12 protein-coding genes and 1 tRNA gene are annotated in these 17,181 nt (G+C 38.1%); 7 read left to right on the forward strand and 6 right to left on the reverse strand.

What is annotated here, in order from left to right:
• Nucleotides 1-599: 599 nt before the first annotated feature.
• Together ACNF42_RS07200 and ACNF42_RS07205 are read right to left on the reverse strand one after the other, a co-directional pair.
• On the reverse strand, nt 600-1,952 hold the full coding sequence (locus ACNF42_RS07200) for a YncE family protein (protein ID WP_443340067.1): 1,353 nt from the start codon (nt 1,950-1,952) through the stop codon (nt 600-602).
• Nucleotides 1,953-2,267: 315 nt separating this feature from the next.
• Nucleotides 2,268-2,408 (reverse strand) — tRNA-Trp (locus ACNF42_RS07205).
• A gap of 430 nt (nt 2,409-2,838) precedes the next feature.
• Here ACNF42_RS07205 and ACNF42_RS07210 point away from each other — a divergent pair.
• Nucleotides 2,839-3,180: a nitrite reductase gene (locus ACNF42_RS07210; RefSeq protein WP_443340068.1), complete on the forward strand. Its 342-nt coding sequence runs from the start codon at nt 2,839-2,841 to the stop codon at nt 3,178-3,180.
• On the opposite strand, the gene ACNF42_RS07215 is transcribed toward ACNF42_RS07210, so the two are convergent.
• Entirely contained in the window at nt 3,181-4,608 is a 1,428-nt protein-coding gene (locus ACNF42_RS07215; protein WP_443340069.1) for a DNA-directed DNA polymerase II small subunit, read from the reverse strand.
• Nucleotides 4,609-4,681: 73 nt separating this feature from the next.
• Here ACNF42_RS07215 and ACNF42_RS07220 point away from each other — a divergent pair, with 73 nt between their 5' ends.
• The 4 genes from ACNF42_RS07220 (at nt 4,682) to ACNF42_RS07235 (ending at nt 11,513) form a co-directional block, all read left to right on the forward strand.
• The gene (locus ACNF42_RS07220) at nt 4,682-5,563 is read left to right on the forward strand and encodes a DMT family transporter (RefSeq protein WP_443340070.1); all 882 of its coding nucleotides are present in this window, start codon (nt 4,682-4,684) and stop codon (nt 5,561-5,563) included.
• A 236-nt stretch (nt 5,564-5,799) separates the two neighbouring features.
• A complete protein-coding gene (locus ACNF42_RS07225) occupies nt 5,800-9,162 on the forward strand; it encodes a thermopsin family protease (RefSeq protein WP_443340072.1) in 3,363 nt (1,120 codons plus the stop codon).
• A gap of 63 nt (nt 9,163-9,225) precedes the next feature.
• Nucleotides 9,226-10,665, forward strand: a complete 1,440-nt coding sequence (locus ACNF42_RS07230) for a menaquinone biosynthesis decarboxylase (protein WP_443340073.1) — start codon at nt 9,226-9,228, stop codon at nt 10,663-10,665.
• Entirely contained in the window at nt 10,590-11,513 is a 924-nt protein-coding gene (locus ACNF42_RS07235; protein ID WP_443340074.1) for a UbiA-like polyprenyltransferase, read from the forward strand. The genes ACNF42_RS07230 and ACNF42_RS07235 overlap by 76 nt, the downstream gene beginning before the upstream one ends.
• Here ACNF42_RS07235 and ACNF42_RS07240 read toward each other — a convergent pair.
• Nucleotides 11,494-12,699, reverse strand: a complete 1,206-nt coding sequence (locus ACNF42_RS07240; RefSeq protein WP_443340079.1) for an MDR family MFS transporter — start codon at nt 12,697-12,699, stop codon at nt 11,494-11,496. The two genes, ACNF42_RS07235 and ACNF42_RS07240, sit on opposite strands and share 20 nt — an antisense overlap.
• 42 nt (nt 12,700-12,741) lie before the next feature.
• Complete coding sequence (locus tag ACNF42_RS07245; protein ID WP_443340075.1) at nt 12,742-13,287, reverse strand: inorganic diphosphatase; 546 nt, start codon at nt 13,285-13,287, stop codon at nt 12,742-12,744.
• A 92-nt stretch (nt 13,288-13,379) separates the two neighbouring features.
• On the opposite strand from ACNF42_RS07245, the gene twy1 reads away from it, so the two are divergent.
• Together twy1 and ACNF42_RS07255 are read left to right on the forward strand one after the other, a co-directional pair.
• Nucleotides 13,380-14,327, forward strand: a complete 948-nt coding sequence (gene twy1, locus ACNF42_RS07250) for a 4-demethylwyosine synthase TYW1 (protein ID WP_443340076.1) — start codon at nt 13,380-13,382, stop codon at nt 14,325-14,327.
• 90 nt (nt 14,328-14,417) lie between these two features.
• The gene (locus ACNF42_RS07255) at nt 14,418-15,611 is read left to right on the forward strand and encodes an acyl-CoA dehydrogenase family protein (RefSeq protein WP_443340077.1); all 1,194 of its coding nucleotides are present in this window, start codon (nt 14,418-14,420) and stop codon (nt 15,609-15,611) included.
• Nucleotides 15,612-16,009: 398 nt separating this feature from the next.
• Here ACNF42_RS07255 and ACNF42_RS07260 read toward each other — a convergent pair whose 3' ends face one another.
• On the reverse strand, nt 16,010-16,741 hold the full coding sequence (locus ACNF42_RS07260) for a transposase (RefSeq protein ID WP_443340078.1): 732 nt from the start codon (nt 16,739-16,741) through the stop codon (nt 16,010-16,012).
• Nucleotides 16,742-17,181 lie beyond the last annotated feature (440 nt).

Raw genomic sequence — 17,181 nt, forward strand, 5'->3', positions numbered from 1 at the left:
ACAGTTTTTTCAATTACCTGATTCTTTGATGTAATGGTGGGAAATACCACCATTATTAATAAGCTTTCTCCCTGTTCATGAACCAGTAATAAAGCCGCAAATCAGAAATTAATGGTGGTAAAGATTCGGAAAGTCAGGATACACCACATTGTATACGATTTGATACTTGCCAAGGAAAAACTGAACTTTGCTTCTCTTTTTTGACAGCAGCAAAATACGCATGAACTCCTCTATTATTATTTAAATTATTTTAGATACCCCATTTATCATGTCATATCTTTCTATATTTTCGGCGTCTTCCTTACAAATTTTGATATATTCTTATCAAACTCTTCCATTATTCATTGCCTCCTGTGGTTGTTCTAAGGAGGCATCCTTTTATATTTCATGAAATTTATCCATTGTTGATGGAGTTATTTCATTTGTTCTTACACAAAATTCGGGATATTATCACATACGACTTTGATGGGTTAATTAGGTTACTTTTTCAGTCATTACAACATAGGAATAGAAATACTTTGGATTGCATAGGGTTAATCATCATTTATTAAGCAGAATTTGATTTTTCCACTGATACAAAAAAGATCAAATTATTAATGTTATGATAATTTCTTCTTATTCATGATTTTCAACACAGACCATATTCCTGTAATGACAACAGTAGAAGATATTATGGCATATATTTCAACGCTATAAATTCCAAATGATATTGCATTGTTTTTTGATATTAATGTTGAATTTCCGGTGGATATAATGCTCACAGATCCAGATTTATAATTTGTGACATACACATAGCCATTCAATGGATCAAAAACAGCCCCTACTGGATCTGATCCTACTGAAATCGTCGAAACCAGCTTGTTATTTGCTCCATTTATTACGGATACATTGTTTGAAAAGGAATCCGTCATATATAGGTAGCGGTTTAAAGGGTCAAATACAATCCACTCCTGAAATAGATGCTGCAAATAATAGTTTAATCCTTTTGATTCTGATGATCCTACTGAAATCGTTGAAACCATCTTGTTATTTGCTCCGTTTATCACAGATACCTTGTTGTAACATAATTCAATAGGATTACTCTGGTTACTACTGCGAAAATTACCTAATGCATTTGAACAGATGGAAGAGAACCCAGTCACATATATATAACCGTTTAAAGGGTCAAATGTCGCCTCATCTGGAAAAAATCCTACTGAAATCCTTGAAACCAGACTATTGTTTCCTCCATTTATCACGGATACACTTTGTTCCCGCTGTGAGGTTAAATATAAGTAGCCATTTGATGAATCAAACGTTATTCCACAAGGACGATCTCCAGTTTTAATTTTAGAAACAACGCTATTTGTTGCTCCGTCTATAACGGATACATTATTTGAAGCTAACTTTGTCACATATATGTTTCCATTTAAGGAATCAAATGCTACACCCTCAGGAAATGCTCTAACTTTAATTTTTGAAACAATTGAATTCGTCTCACCATTTATAACACAGATGTTATTGGAAAGAGGAGTTGCTACATATATGTAACCATTCCGGGCGTCAAATGCTTCGCTTACGGGATATGTTTCAAGTTTTATTGTTGAAATAACACTATTGGAAGAACTGTCTATTACTGAGATCAAATTTGAACTCCTATCAATGACATACATATCCCCATTCCAGGAATCATATGTTATGCCACTTGGTCCAAGGTCATTTTCTCCCTTGATTTTATTACCCTCGATTAGGATGTTGTCAAAAAGAAATAGTGTATACTTCACATGGCCAGAATCTGATGAACTGTTAATATGAATGAGTGGAGTGATTCTGTTACCTCCGCTCATGATTGCATTGCCGTTAATTTGATCTGGCGATACATTTGTTGAGTATGCAAGAAACCCACAGACAATGAGAATAGCAATCACCTGAATCAGAATCATCATCACTCCTTTGTTGGGTATTTCTCTCACTCAAATTGCATATATGCAGTATTTAAAAATTTTGTCCCTGTATCCAAGGAGGGTTCAAAAAACTTACCGAAATGAAGACTGAGGACTTGATAATTCTCTTTTTGGAATATTGGATAACATTGAGTTTGGATTTATGAAACCGATACCTTATAAATGATTATTACGATTCACTTGTAGTATACATTCTTTTTGGGAAACTATGGTACGGCACTCCTGATCATGGGGTTCAATGTACGAGCTTAGACAAAATATGAAAATTTACACAAGCATTTGAAACAAGTCAATTTCTTTAGTTTTATCTACTTCGCGAAAAAATGGGGACACTGGGATTTGAACCCAGATCTGCGGGTCTCTTCCCGGTTCATAGTTCCAGTCAATCATCATATATTCAGATGACCCGATTCTAATCAAAACCTGACTGGAGCCCGTTAGGATACCTGACTACCCCATGTCCCCCTGTTTATCTACGACTTCTGGTTACTTATCGCAAATAGTATTTTCCTATAAATAACTATTTCCTGTGGCTATTTTGCGAAATTATGATCCATCAAAAACGAATAAAGTAATTATTGATAAAATGAAAGATAACAGGAACAAAACAAACAAAAAAGGGATCAGCTTTTACTTGCCTTTCTCTGTCTTTTAAGTCTTCTGATTCTCTTTTTTCTCCATTTCCATCTCATATTTCCTCTTTTTTTCCAGTCTCGGGAACTTCTTTTCAATATTTCACCTCAAATTCGAACATCAAAGATCGTGAATCGATGTTTTTTAGGAGTCATGGCTATTCAATATGGTTTTTAGCCTCGCAACCTGTATCCGGTATATTTCCAGCTATTATAAATATTTATTTTGTGAATGTTTATTTACCAATTTAGATTAAACTCCTATGGCTGACGATATAGAAAAATCTCTAAAAGAGATAATGAGAAGTCTGCCTTCGGAAGAGATGTATATAGAATCCGTAAGGGAAATTGTTAAGGATTTGATTAAGGAATATATAAGGAAAAAACTTAACGAAAATAAGGAATTAAAGAGGGAACTTGCCTCAGTTATAGAAAATTACCTTGAGGCCAAAATCAAGGAATATGATTCAATGGCAAGGATGGCCAAAATTACCGCAAAAATAGGTTTTCTTAGTGCTCCTGAATCCATTAGAGAAGAGGCAACAAAGGATTTAATCGAATCTTTCCGAAAAGAAATTGAGGAAATAATATTGAGAACCCTATAATCATTTCGAGAAGTCTTTTTTCACCACGCCCATAGAATTCAGATCAAAAAGCGTCAATATACTGGGTTCAGGAGAATAGTTCATCATTTTTTGGTATTCCGTCTGAGACTGCCATGTTGATGAATTCACGTATCTCACACCTTTGTAATTTCCCAAATAATGACCGTGGATGTGCCCGGTAATGAAGATATCTGGTACATTTTCCATTACATGATAATCTTCATTGGACGGCACAATTGGAGTTCTACCTCCGTAGGCTGATCCCATATACCTTCTCTTTAGCATCAATTCAATGGCACTTCCGACGCTATCCATACTACCTCCAGGAATCAACTCAATCAGATCATTAAGGGCCATTCCATGGTAGATGGTAATATTCTTCCTATTCAGAACAAGATTGTAGGGATTGGGTAGAAAATTGACATTTGAGGAAAACATTTCTCTGATTTTACCATTAAATGCTGGTTGTGGTTCAGCAAGTCTAACCGTATCGTGGTTTCCCGGCATTATGTAAACTTTAATATCCTCTGGAATCTGATTTACAAATTCAGCTAGATATTCATACTGTTCATATGGGTTTATTATTTCTAGGTCATTCTCTTGTCCAGGATATACGCCTATACCGTCTATCACGTCACCACTGAGGATTAAATGTTTCAAATTTCTGCTCTCATCGTTCGAACTTTTTATCCAGTTAATCATTCTTCTATAGGAATCCTTCAGAAATGTTTTGCTTCCAACATGTATGTCTGATATGGAACCCACATATTCGGGTTCCTTTCCCTTATAGTCAACAATCCTTTCAGGTATGTCAGGACGAATTATTTCGTTGGCAAATATAACCGGTTCGCTCTTACCCCTATCACTGGTCTGTTCAGGTTTACTTCCGATAACACCAATAACCTCATCATTCAATAGTAACTCTTTTGACAGGCCGTTCTTATTCATTATAATTACATCTATTGATTCTTCAGTATCTTCCAATCTGAATTTTTTATGCCCATTCTTAGTTTCAGTTATATCCCCAATCATTCCAACAATCTTGACGTAACCCTTTGGCATTCTTTTTACGGCAGATATGCTTGAAACCTCCCTTAGCTTTCCTGAGGTCATGATTATTTTTCTCAATTTCTCATATCTACTCACAAAGACTTTTCTAAAATCATCCACTGAACTGTTTGCCCTTATTTCTGAATAATCTATCTCCTTCAAGCTCGTATCTCTTTTTTGTGGAGTAGAGATCAATTTCAGAACATCCTTAACTTCAATGTACCCCTTATCACTGATTTCTTTATTGTACAGCTCTACAATCATTGATCCCATGGATTTTTCAATCATTATCTCAAGTGCCCTGGGATCAAGGAGTATTCCCTTTCCCTGAAAAAATGAAATAATCTTCTCCCTGTTATCAAACAAGGTACCAGTCATAGAATAATGATAGTATTACACCGTATAAGGTTGTCTCAATAAGCTATGTATATTAAATTTTAATGCGTCCGCATTGGAGAAAAAACAAGACATATTGTTTTTCATTTTCATGTCTTCATTCTGGGCTCTAAATTACACATTGGTGAAGTTAGCGCTCAGTTATGAGAATGCATTTACTTTACTTCTTTACAGGGTCATCTTTTCAATAATCGGAATAATTCTGATCTTCAATAGGAAAATAAATCTGAAGATGAGTCTAATTTCTCACCTAAAGATGATAATACTTTCGCTTTTCAACGTTTTCATCTTCATGGAGCTTTGGTTCATTGGAGAGAGCACTGTCTCATCATCCTTAAGCTCCATAATGATATACACCTATCCTGTGATATCCACATTTCTTTCCCTTGTGCTATTGCACGAAAAGTATACTAAAGAAACTGTGGCAGGCATAATTTTTGGTTTTTTGGGAGTTATTGTTATTTTTTCTGATTCCATTGGGGCTAAATCATACTATGGAGTTGTTCTTGAATTGCTTGCAGCAATTTCGTGGTCAATCGGGACAATATTCTACAAGCATTTCATCAGAACAGAGGATAGGGTCAGTACAAACTTCTATCAGTTTGCATACGGATTAATTCCAATTTTTTTGGTTTCATTAGTCCTCGGAAATCCCAGTCAAATAGTTCACCCACCTATTTCTTTCATACTTTTGGCTATTATTATTGGTATACCCGGGACTTCAGTTGCTTATTACTTATTTTTAAGGTTAAATCGAGATTACAATGTGTCAACGATCTCATCTTTTCTATTTCTTGTTCCTGCTCTCTCTGTAGTTTTTGCATTTTTCATTCTTGATGAAACACTCAGTTTGTTACAAATTACCGGATTTTTATTGGTTTCCGTTGGAATAATATTCTCAAGTAGAGGTAACAGGAAGACCAGAACTTCGTTATGAGTCCATCAGTGAAAGTCAAGGCATAATTTAGGTAGACACTCCTTGACTAATGTGATAAAATACCCAACAATCTTTAAATTAGCATATTACAAATATAGAAATTAGTGGCGCTCTTCAGAATCAAATTAAATATTATCGCATAAAAATAAAAGGTAAATATTTGGATGGATTTTAAACATATATAAGACAATTTGTTAATAATAAAATATTTATAAGATTTCCATAATAACCTCTCAATGAATAAAACAAAGGTAATCATAGCAATTATGTTAGTTGCTATTATGGTAATGGGAGTGTTATTTATTGTCCCAGGTACTAATAGCAATCAAAATAGGCAAATCGCTAGCACAAATAATATTCTGGCAAGTCATAACATAGCAGTTAATTCAAAAATTTCTCATACGAGCACTGTCGCGCCTACATTAAATAGAAAAGATGAGGGTGCGAATCTCGTAAAGGAAGCTAAACAGTATGGTCTACCCATAAAGGATCTATTCTTACCAAACTTTATGAGCACTTCAAATGTGAGAAATGGACTCATAACCTTGGGATACGCCGAATCTCCAGCACCAATGGGAATTGGTTTTTATGGTCTCTATAACCAAAGTGGCAAGACCGTCGGGGCAAATTACACATTTCCATCCGTCGCTGCCCACGTTAATTTATCAGAGCTGCAGACAATAAACTTGGCAGATGATGCACCGCAAACTGTTACTTTTCAGCTTAACTCAATTCTGAATAATGTAAACCTGTTTGGCAATGGCACCTATAATTTCTGGACTCAGAATGTAGTGGATTATTCTGCAAGGACGCATCAGTTAACATTTGTTCTGAACATATGGAATTTTACAAATCCTAACGCACCAAATTCACCCATAATGAATAATGTTCTATATTATTCGAGTCAGCAGAGAACCAGTTATCCTGACGCTATTATAATAGTGGGTCCAACCTACACAATAACAGGTTCCGGACTGAATCTGTATCTTTACATGAACACTTCAATTGTAAACGGAAGGCAGGCTCTTTGGTTCAATTACTCACTCCCGCAAATTTCCAAATCCGGAACTTATGAAGAGGCAGTTTTCAATTCCACAACAGATGCCGCTCCATTGACATACCTTGTGAGTGGAACAGAAATGACACCTACCGGATACATACCATATGATTCTGAAATTATGATAGGTGGTCCAGGTGGAGGTAGTACCGCTACTGTCCAAAACATATCTGGTACCATGAACCTTATGTACTTCAATAGCACCATTGGTCACTTCGTAAACGTTCCAAACGCCTATGATATAGGTTCAGAAACAGGAGAGACTTCAACTGGAGTTGATGTACATTATTCAGGATCGACAGCATATCTGACATCTGGCCCTTCAATGGTTTACGGTCTTTGGAACGAAACCAACAACACATTTGTTCAGTACAACGGTCAGGTCAAAAGCAATGGTGGCGAACCCTTTTTGTTCATAGCACAGAACACGAAGGCCGCAAATAAGGGATTCTGGAACTGGGCACCCCTAGGTCACGCTGGTACTTTCCATTATTTACTTCCCAAATCAATGATGTATCCATTTGAAGCACTGGAAAACTATTATGATATTTCGGGTAGCAATGTTTCATATCTGAATGTTACGACGTCAACGATCATCAACATGAAGGCAAACAATTCGATGGGTGTATATACTCCCATAATCCTGGATGGTAACAATGCAGTTAAGTCAGTGGCTATTAGTGGAACCGGCACAAGGTCCGATCCCTATGTAATTGATGCATATTCTAGTCAAATAAACACAACATTCGCCCAGCTGAACGATTACGCATTCCCTGTATTTCCGGGAGTGTTCATTTACAATTCAAATGTAAATGTAACAGTGGTTAATTTCAACATGCCTGTCTCATATTCAGGCTTTGCATCAATCGTAGCAGGCTTTTATGGATTAATTAATACAAACGGTCTTCCATTGTGGATATATAACTCGACAAATGTTTCTGTCAATGAGGGAACATTTGTTCAGTGGTATTCTTTCCAGCAGACAGGTTATATCGAAGGGTCTCTGGAAATATGGAATTCAACCAATGTAAATGTAACAGAAAACACCTTCAACGTATTTGGTTACGGAGCCTTTGTATACAATGCACCCTATCAGACAGCAAATGTAACATTCTATCAGAACTTGTTTAAAAGTATGTCCATAGTGGCTAAAGTAAATCTCACAAACTCCTTCTGGGGAAGCTACTTGGAAGGCAGTCAGCAGATAGGTTTGGAGCTTTCTGGAACAGGTTATCTGATTAAGGACAACATTTTCCTCACTGAGACACCAATAATGAGTCCAGAATGTAATGTGTACACGGGAGACACCTCAGTGTCATATTCAGACGTATTCTTAGGTAATTATTACTGGAATTACAACGGCACATCCCCATACAATAATTATGGACTGATGCAGACGGGAAGCGATCCGAATCCTAATGTATTGAAAGGTATCACTTCAGCATTCACAATAAACGTTTTGACAACTGGTCAGGACACTTACTACGTTGATGTCGGATATCTCACAGTAGAACTAGGGCATGCTAATGGAATGTACACTTTCACAACAGATTCATTCTATCTTAACACAACAACCCCGTATAAAGGATATGCAGTTTCCTCTGACAATTTCATATGTCTTCAGGAAGGTGTAATGAAACTTAATTCCACAAAGCCATTCACACTATCGCCATTCAGATCCAACCTTACAGTTACCGAGACTGGGTTGCCCCCTAAAACCATTTGGACGCTTTCATACTACTATTACCAGAATATTAGTGTGAGAGACACTTCTGTAAATAATCCACAACAGATAACATTGAAAACCGCAACTCCAGTGGGAACCATGAGCTCGAACAAGTCATCCATTACACTAACGAATATTGCGCCTGGATATTATTATGTGATTGTTAACAGTACCAGCTCATATGCAGCATCTGGTTACATGGGTTTTGTACCCATATTTGGTAATGTTTCCAACTCCGTTACTTTTACCCATGTGAACATGTACAACTTAACATTCACAGAATCAGGACTGGCATCTGGCACAACATGGTCTGTCATAGTTAACGGAATGTCAATGTCCAGCACTGGAACAACAATAACTTTCAGTGATCTCTACGCAGGTTCCTACTCATATTTCATAAGCGTACCTGCAGGATATTCGCTTTCATCATCCTCAGGGTCCGTATCTTTGAATGCAAATACGAATGTAAATGTTAGTTACACAAAGCAGATGTATACCATTGAATTCCAGGAAACAGGTTTGACTCAGGGAACTAACTGGACTGTAACGGTCAATGGAGTTGTTTATAACAGCACAAAGCAGGATCTAAATGTATCAGTGCCATATGGAACAGTTTCATATACTGTTGGAAATGTTACAGGATATCTAACCACTGACAGCTCTGGATCATTCCTTGCTGACGGAAACGCTGTGGTAAGCGTTCTCTTTGGAGTGCAATCAAGTTACTCAGATATAACATACATAACCATTGCAGTAGCAGCTATAGCAGGTGTTGTTCTTGGAGCAGTCGTAATGGAATTATTTAGAAAGAAATAAAACTCCTTTTTTCTTAAAAATATTTTAACAAAATGATTAATCCTTTTTTTGCATTCCCTAAAAATGGTTTACGAAGATATTGAAGAATTTATTGAAGATAGAAAGAAGAAAGGGGATCTTATCGAGGTAGAAGATGAGATTGATACATACCTTGAATTAACATGGTTATTGAGCGAAGAGGAAAGGGAAGGTAGGGGACGTACATTTTTATTCAAAAATCCTAAGGGATATGAAATACCCGTAGTGGGAAACATTTTCTCCACTCAGGAGAAGATGAATGAAATTTTAGGTGATACTCCATTTAACATTGGTCAAAACCTTAGAAATCTAATAAGGCCACCAAAGGAGAACGAATCCATGATAGGAAGAGGTCTTGAAATGTTGAGAGAACTGGGAGGTCTAAGGCCAAAAATACACGAAAAACTGGATGGTGATCATATTGTTTTGGATAAGGTAGATCTGGAAACTATTCCAATTTGTACAACATGGCCTCAGGATGCAGCACCATTCGTTACACTACCAGTCGTGATAACAAAGGATCCAGTAACTGGGGTAAAGAATGCAGGTATGTACAGAATGCAGATGTATGATTCAGAAACAATGGGTATGCACTGGCAAATACACAAGGACGGATCAAGGCATTTTCTGGAAAATAAGGAGAAGGGTAAAATTATGGACGTTTCAGTTTCACTGGGAACAGACCCGTTGACAATATTCTCAGCTGTTGCACCATTACCTGAACCTTTAGACGAATTTTCATTTTGGGGGCTAATCAGCAAGAAAAGAATGGATCTTGTTAAGGGTCAGACAGTGGATCTTCAATATCCAATGAACTCAGAAATTGTCCTTGAGGGGTATATTGATACCTCCGAGACCAGAATGGAAGGTCCCTTTGGAGACCACACGGGATATTATTCACTGGCTGAAGAGTTTCCAGTATTTCACGTGAAAAAGATGATTCAGAGGAAGAAGCCCGTCTATCCAACAACCATTGTGGGAAAACTCTGGCATGAAGATGTAATAATGGGGAAGGCCATTGAAAGACTGTTCTTGCCACTGATTACACTCCAGATTCCAGAGATTGTGGATATGAACACAATGGAGGAGGCAGTTTTCCACAACATGGTTGTAGTATCAATCAGAAAAAGATATCCTGGACATGCAAAGAAGGTTATGTTTTCAATATGGGGGACAGGCCAGCTAATGTTTTCGAAGATTGTGGTTGTTGTAGATCCCGATGTGGATGTTCATGACAGGAGGCAGGTATTATGGGCTATGTCAACTAGAATTGATCCTTCACGGGACGTTGTTATTATACCTGGAACACATACAGATAGTCTAGATCATGCATCTTCCCTTTTTAATTATGGATCAAAAATGGGTATTGATGCTACCAGAAAATGGAAATCAGAGGGGTACGAGAGGGAATGGCCGGAAACCTTGCAAATGAAGAAGGATATGGACGAAAGAATTCAGGAATTGAGGAAGAAACTAAAAATCTGAAACTTTCTGATATGGGCGACTTTATCAAAATAGAACACACAGTGTTTGATCTACCATTCATAGTGGCAGGTAGTTTCATAGCAGCTGGCGGTTATCCAGGTCTGAAAATTCTTATTCTTGTTCTGCTTGCCGGAACTCTGGCCAGGGCTTCTGGAATGGCAATTAACAGGGTCCTTGGCAGAAGGTATGATCTGATCAATCCCCGAAAGAGAGACTGGATACTTGTAAATGGGAGGATGTCGCTCATACAGGCATTCTCATTTATATTTCTAACAGTGGGATTATTTGAAGTTACCACATTTTTCCTTAACAGGCTTGTATTTGAATTATCTCCCGTTGTGCTGATTCTATTCATCATAGATCCCATGTTGAAAAAGTACACTCAGTGGCGTCATTTCTTCATGGGACTCACCATAGGTGTTGGTGTAATGGCAGGATATCTGGCGGCTTTACCTGTATTTCCGTCATCACCTGAGGTTTACATACTTGTGCTGGCAACAGGAACATGGATAGGCGGCTTTGATATGATCTATACAATACCAGATAGGGAATATGATATTAAGAATGGATTGAAAACCGTAATGACAGCTTACGGAATAAGAAAGGGAATGGTAATATCATCAGTGACACACGCTTTTACAATCCTCTTTTTTGCCCTTCTATTATTCTATATACCGAGTTATTTCTATATTGCAGGACTTGTCTTAATTTCTGTGCTTATAATCTATCAGCATGTTATATTGAATCCAGAAGATCCCAAGACAATTAAGGTATCATTCCTTAATGCCAATTCATTTATAGGAATAATTTTTTTGATTGTTCTCATATTTACGCAATATTTGCATTGACATTCCTGTCATTTTTTATTTTATTATTAAGAATAATAAACAAAAGAATTGCAAGAACTGCGAAAAGATCAAGGGAGGTCCAAGTTTTAACACCATTGTATGAATAAATATATAAGAAAAAAGATCCAACGGATGGACCTATACCTCTCGCAGTGGCATTCATCATGGAATTAAAACCATTATATCTCCCTATTTTGTCGGCTGGGGCTATCTTTGTGACAATGCTGCTGATTCCAGGTGATGTAAAGTTTTCTCCTATGGTTATTATAACCATTACGCCCATAAAGTCAACAACCCCATGGGATAGGGCTGAAAGAAAGTATCCGATAGCATAAACCACTGCACCTATTTGCATAGCATTTAAATCGCTTATTTTTCTGAAAACCACATTCATGGGAAGTTGGCCAACAACAACTACCGTTCCATTTACAGCATAAATATACCCGATGTAGGAAGCCGGAACTCCACCTTGGATATTTGCATAAGTGGGGAATGTTACATTGAACTGTGAAGTTAATATTGTCAGAAAAAGTGTGCCAAAGGAGAAAATTAGAAGATTAGTGTCGAAACTTACGAATCCTTTTCCCCTATTCACATCCATAAATCTTAGTTTCATATCCTTCATAAAGATCAGCACTGTAAGAAATTGAATGGCAGAAGAAATGGCTGAAAAAAGGAAAATATATCCTACACCGTAATCGTAAACTGTTGATCCTATTATGGGTCCGATTGCCCACCCTAGATTCCCAAATATTCTGTAAATACCAAAGGCACTCCTTCTCATCTCCTCGCTTGTTGTGTCAGCCACAACTGCGGAGCTAGCTGGAAATACTAGTGCGCCTGAAACTGATGAAAAAATAAATATTAAGGAAATCAGTAAAGACGAAGCGCCTTCGGCAAAAAATATGAAAACTAAAAAATAACTTATGAAACCTATGAAGGACCCTATTAGTATGGAAATCTTTCTTCCCAAGATGTCACCCAAATACCCACCAACTATGGAAAACACTATGGAGACTGCAGCCATGGCACCAAAAATAACTCCAACTTCGATTATGGGAATTTTAAGATTAATCGTCATGAATATGGCCAGAAACGGCCAAGTTGCCCCAATTCCAAAGGACCTTATTGCGGATGCGAAGGAAGCGACCCAGAAATTCCTCTTATATTCTCTTAAGGCTGAAATATTCGTTTTCCAAAATGCTAATCAAATATAAAATTTTAAATGTTAGAATTCCGGATCAAATTTGTCATTATAGGAATCAATAGATGCCATGATCTCCTTTTTGGCCTCTTCGGCATCTCCATAGCCATCTACCTGAGTCTTCTTACCTTCCAGGATTTTATAGGTTTCAAAGAAGTTTACTATTTCTTTTAACAAATGGGGATTTACCTGATCAAGGGTCTTTATGTCCTTATACATTGGATCCTTTACTGCAACTGCAATTATCTTGTTATCTTTTTCGCCACCATCAATCATATGCATAATGCCTATTGGCCTTGAGAGAATGATTACTCCTGGAAACACCGGATATTTACTCAAAACGAGAACATCAATAGGATCGCCGTCTTCATAATAGGTCTGAGGTATGAACCCATAATTAGCTGGATACATAACTGAGGAATAGAGTACTCTGTCTAGAATTATTCCTGGTCCGGATTTATTGGCCTCGTACTTGTTTCGCGATCCCATTGGTGTCTCAATGACTGCATAGAACTCTTCCGGTACGTTTTCACCATAAGACACATCTGTCCAAAAACTTCCTTTAGGCATAAATCCACATGCATTTGAATTAATAAAACATTTCTTTAAGTTTCTCAATTAGAGTCACTCAACACTTAAATAACCGTTTTGCCTTTTAGAATGTGGTAGAAAATAAATATCAGGAAGTTTATAGAAAACAACATTACGGTCTTGTTGGAAAACATTCCGCTGTAAAGGTTTGTCACTGGACAAAAAGTGAGTTGACAGGTGGAAAATCCTGTTATAAGGGAACATTTTATGGTATAAATTCACACCAGTGCATCCAGATGACACCTGCCTTAAATTCATGCACAGAAAATTGTGCCTTCTGTTGGAGATTTAATGGTTTCGACAGCATGAGGATAAGTGATGAGGATGATCCGGAGTTCATTCTTGAGGAGAGCATTAAGGCCCACATGAAATTAATTTCGGGGTTTAAGGGAAATCCAAAGGTTACCGAGGAAAAGTGGAAGGAGGCAGAAAATCCTAAGCACATCGCAATATCCCTTACTGGTGAGCCAACATTATATACCAGATTGGGTGAATTCATAGAACTTGCCCATCGCAGAGGCTTTTCCACATTCCTTGTGACAAATGGGACACTTCCTATGGTTCTGGAAAAGCTCGATCCATTACCCACTCAGTTATACGTCACAACCGCGGGTCCAACGAGGGAAGTATTCAATAACCTATTAAATCCGTCAATAGGTAATGCATGGGAGAATTTTACAAGGACCATGGAGCTTCTACCTTCTCTTGATACAAGAAAGGTGATAAGGCATACACTTGTAAAGGGAATCAATATGCCCTATATAGATGAGTATGCAAAATGGGATAAGATAGCAGATCCACACTTCATAGAATCCAAGGGATACGTTCATGTTGGTCAATCTATTGCAAGACTTAGCGAGGATAACATGCCTTCCCACGATGAAATAATGGAGTTTACAATTTCCCTGAGCGAGAAAATTGGATACGAAATTGCCGCTGAAAGAAGGGACAGCCGAGTATCACTGATGGCTAAGGATCCCTCCATGGCAAAGATAGACTTCAATGCATTGAAAAAATAAGACAAATTTACTTTTTGAATTTTTGAAAAAATCTGGTTAAGGGGTCTTATAAGACCTGCAATTTAAAATAAACATAGAGCATATACCTGTATGCTCGATTACACCTTCACAGAGGAGCAAAACATTTTAAGAGAAACGGTAAGGGAATTTGCAAACAGAGAAATAAAACCAAAAATAAGGGAAATGATAAGGACCAGAAAAATTCCGGAATCAATTCTCACCGGTATGGCAAGGCAGGGCTTCTTCGGGATGTCAGTTCCAGAAAAATACGGAGGGCCTGAATATGATCCTGTGACCATTGGGATAGTTGCGGAGGAAATTGGAAGATCTGATCCGACCGTGTCTATACCTGTTCTGTTTCTGGTAGATAATGCTTGGTCTTATTTGCTCTCAAAATACGGGACTGAAAGTCTTAAAGAGAAGGTTCTGCCTGACGTAGTTAAAGGAAAAAAATTCATAGGGATAGCATCTACGGAACCGAACTTTGGTTCAGATGTTGCATCCATGACCACAGTTGCAAAGCACGAGGGGAAACAGTTCATTGTGAATGGTGAAAAGAGTTATATAAGCATGGTCAGAGAAATAAAGGAGATTGGAGGAGGTTTCATAACAGTTGCAAAGACATCTCCCGATAAGCCAGGCACCTCTGGTACATCTCTTATATATCTACCATATTCCAATGAGCACTTCGACATCACCTATCTTGAAGAGATGGGCCGCGAAGGTTCAAGCTGGGGGGCGTTCAAGATAAACAACTATACCGTACCAGAAGAAAACCTCCTGTGGAAGGAAAATGAAGGCTTTAAAATAGTTCACGAGGGCTTTGAATTTGCCAGAGCTCTCATTTCTGTAATTAGCGCAGGAGCTGCGTTAGAGTCCATTGGGAGAGGAATCGAATATATGAAGCAAAGGATTGCTTTCGGAAAACCGTTGACAAAATTCCAGGGGTTGCAATTCCAGGTTGCGGAGAACACTGCAAGAATGGAAACTGCTCTGGACCTTGGATATAAGGCTCTGTGGACTTATAATCAGGAACAAAAATTCCATAAATTTACGAGGTTCCAGGTTTCAAAGGAAATCGCTAAGGCAAAATTGTTATCTACAACCTGGGCATTTGACGCAATCAATGATGCCCTTCAGTGGCAGGGTGCATTCGGATATAGTAAGGAGTGCCCTGAAGAATGGTCTCTGAGAGGCATAAGATCCTTCCAGCTGGCCGAAGGGTCAAGGGAAATAATGAAGCAGATTGTTGCGAGAGAAACTATCGGAAAAGAATTTATTTAAAATTCTGCGTTTTTAATTTTTATAATTTACTTCTCAAATTTTAATCGTATTTTCATTTATAACCTACTATGTTAAATTCTTCCCAATGATCTTATCCCGTCCTCCTTTATCTACATTTCTGGCTTTTCCGAAGTTCTACTATTTATGTCATCGCCATACTCTGACCTTCTTCAGAGTTGGAGGGGTTTAGTCTTAACTACGCTGTTTGCAGCAGAAAATTTCGCCTTCTCGTACTCTCCGTCCCATACGAGTTTAGTCTTAACTAAGCTGTATGCAGCAGTTTCAATTCAAACCCCTCTCCTCTTCTTCAGATATTCATCGTAATTCTGATTCTTCTTGAGCATGTAGTATATTGCCATGATCATGTGCCTTGCAGCGGTAATCCTCGCCTTCTTTGATCAGGATCTGGATTCAATTCTTTCATATGCGTCCTTGATTGGTGAGGGTTCGTCTCTCATCAGATGTATCTGCACACATTCAACCAGGAGATACTTCAGGAATGTGTTGCCCTTTGCTATGTGCCCCTTCCATTCCCTGTTGCCTGACTGATGTATCCTCGGTACCAGACCTGCATATGAGAATATATTATCCTCACGGGGGAATCTGTATATGTCACCAATCTCCGACGCTATTGCAAGGGCACCATAATAACCTATACCGGGTATGGTAAATATGAGTGATGCCTCATGGCTGGATTCAACTTCTTTTCTTATGATCCTGTCAAGTTCGTATATCTCATGGTTCAGGGATTCCAGATCATTGACAAGGGCATTGAGAACACCGCTGGCAGATCTGAGATCATCATCCGTCTTTTTGTTGAAATCCATGAAGTAAATGCGCAGCCTGTAGGACTGATCCCTGATGCGGTTCTTGACAGCTGTTTTCTGCTTGACAAGAAATGCATGATTCCTGCACAGATCCCTTGATCTTCGGATGTCCACAGAGGGCAGATATGATTCCGGTACATATCCCAGTCTGTTGAGTTCCAGAAGGATGTGTGCATCGTTCCTATAGGTCTTCTTCATGCTCTGTGACATCACCTTCAGTTTCATGGGATGGGCAACAGTTATGTCACTGCAATATTCCTTCACATAGGGTGCTATTCTGTCTATTGTGCTGCTTGCTTCCATCACCACACCTGATTAAGGATATTCCCCAAGTATTGATGAAAATGATTCCCTTTCTGTATTCACATAGCTTTCCTTTACGATCTCTCCATTCTGTTCAATAACGAAATAGCTCTACATCTTTCCAACATCTATTGCTATATTTGTCATTCATCTCATCTCCGTTGTACTGCAGGCCAGTGATGCAGTGCATCATGCGCGGGAAGAATTTAATCATCTCATTCTTAATTATTATCATTCTTGAAAGATCGTTTCAATAATACGCACTTCAAATATGCGTTACTCGTTGGATTCATTACGAATGATCTTGTATATTATTTTTAACCAGACATGAGATCATGTTTGGCCAGGGATACGCGTTATCGATCTTGAGGATAACTCCTCGTGAAAGAGCATGCGTCTCCCTTCTTTCATTCTTTACCCGTATGGGATGTTGCAGTAAA

The organism is Cuniculiplasma thermophilum, from assembly GCF_052315355.1.
In the GTDB taxonomy this organism is placed as follows: domain Archaea; phylum Thermoplasmatota; class Thermoplasmata; order Thermoplasmatales; family Thermoplasmataceae; genus Cuniculiplasma.

Coding starts and splice junctions, on each gene's coding strand:
- ACNF42_RS07225 (WP_443340072.1), top strand. CDS start 5,800: ATGAATAAAACAAAGGTAATCATAGCAATTATGTTAGTTGCTATTATG.
- ACNF42_RS07260 (WP_443340078.1), bottom strand. CDS start 16,741: ATGGAAGCAAGCAGCACAATAGACAGAATAGCACCCTATGTGAAGGAA.
- ACNF42_RS07210 (WP_443340068.1), top strand. CDS start 2,839: ATGGCTGACGATATAGAAAAATCTCTAAAAGAGATAATGAGAAGTCTG.
- ACNF42_RS07230 (WP_443340073.1), top strand. CDS start 9,226: ATGGTTTACGAAGATATTGAAGAATTTATTGAAGATAGAAAGAAGAAA.
- ACNF42_RS07245 (WP_443340075.1), bottom strand. CDS start 13,287: ATGCCTAAAGGAAGTTTTTGGACAGATGTGTCTTATGGTGAAAACGTA.
- ACNF42_RS07235 (WP_443340074.1), top strand. CDS start 10,590: ATGGCCGGAAACCTTGCAAATGAAGAAGGATATGGACGAAAGAATTCA.
- ACNF42_RS07255 (WP_443340077.1), top strand. CDS start 14,418: ATGCTCGATTACACCTTCACAGAGGAGCAAAACATTTTAAGAGAAACG.
- ACNF42_RS07215 (WP_443340069.1), bottom strand. CDS start 4,608: ATGACTGGTACCTTGTTTGATAACAGGGAGAAGATTATTTCATTTTTT.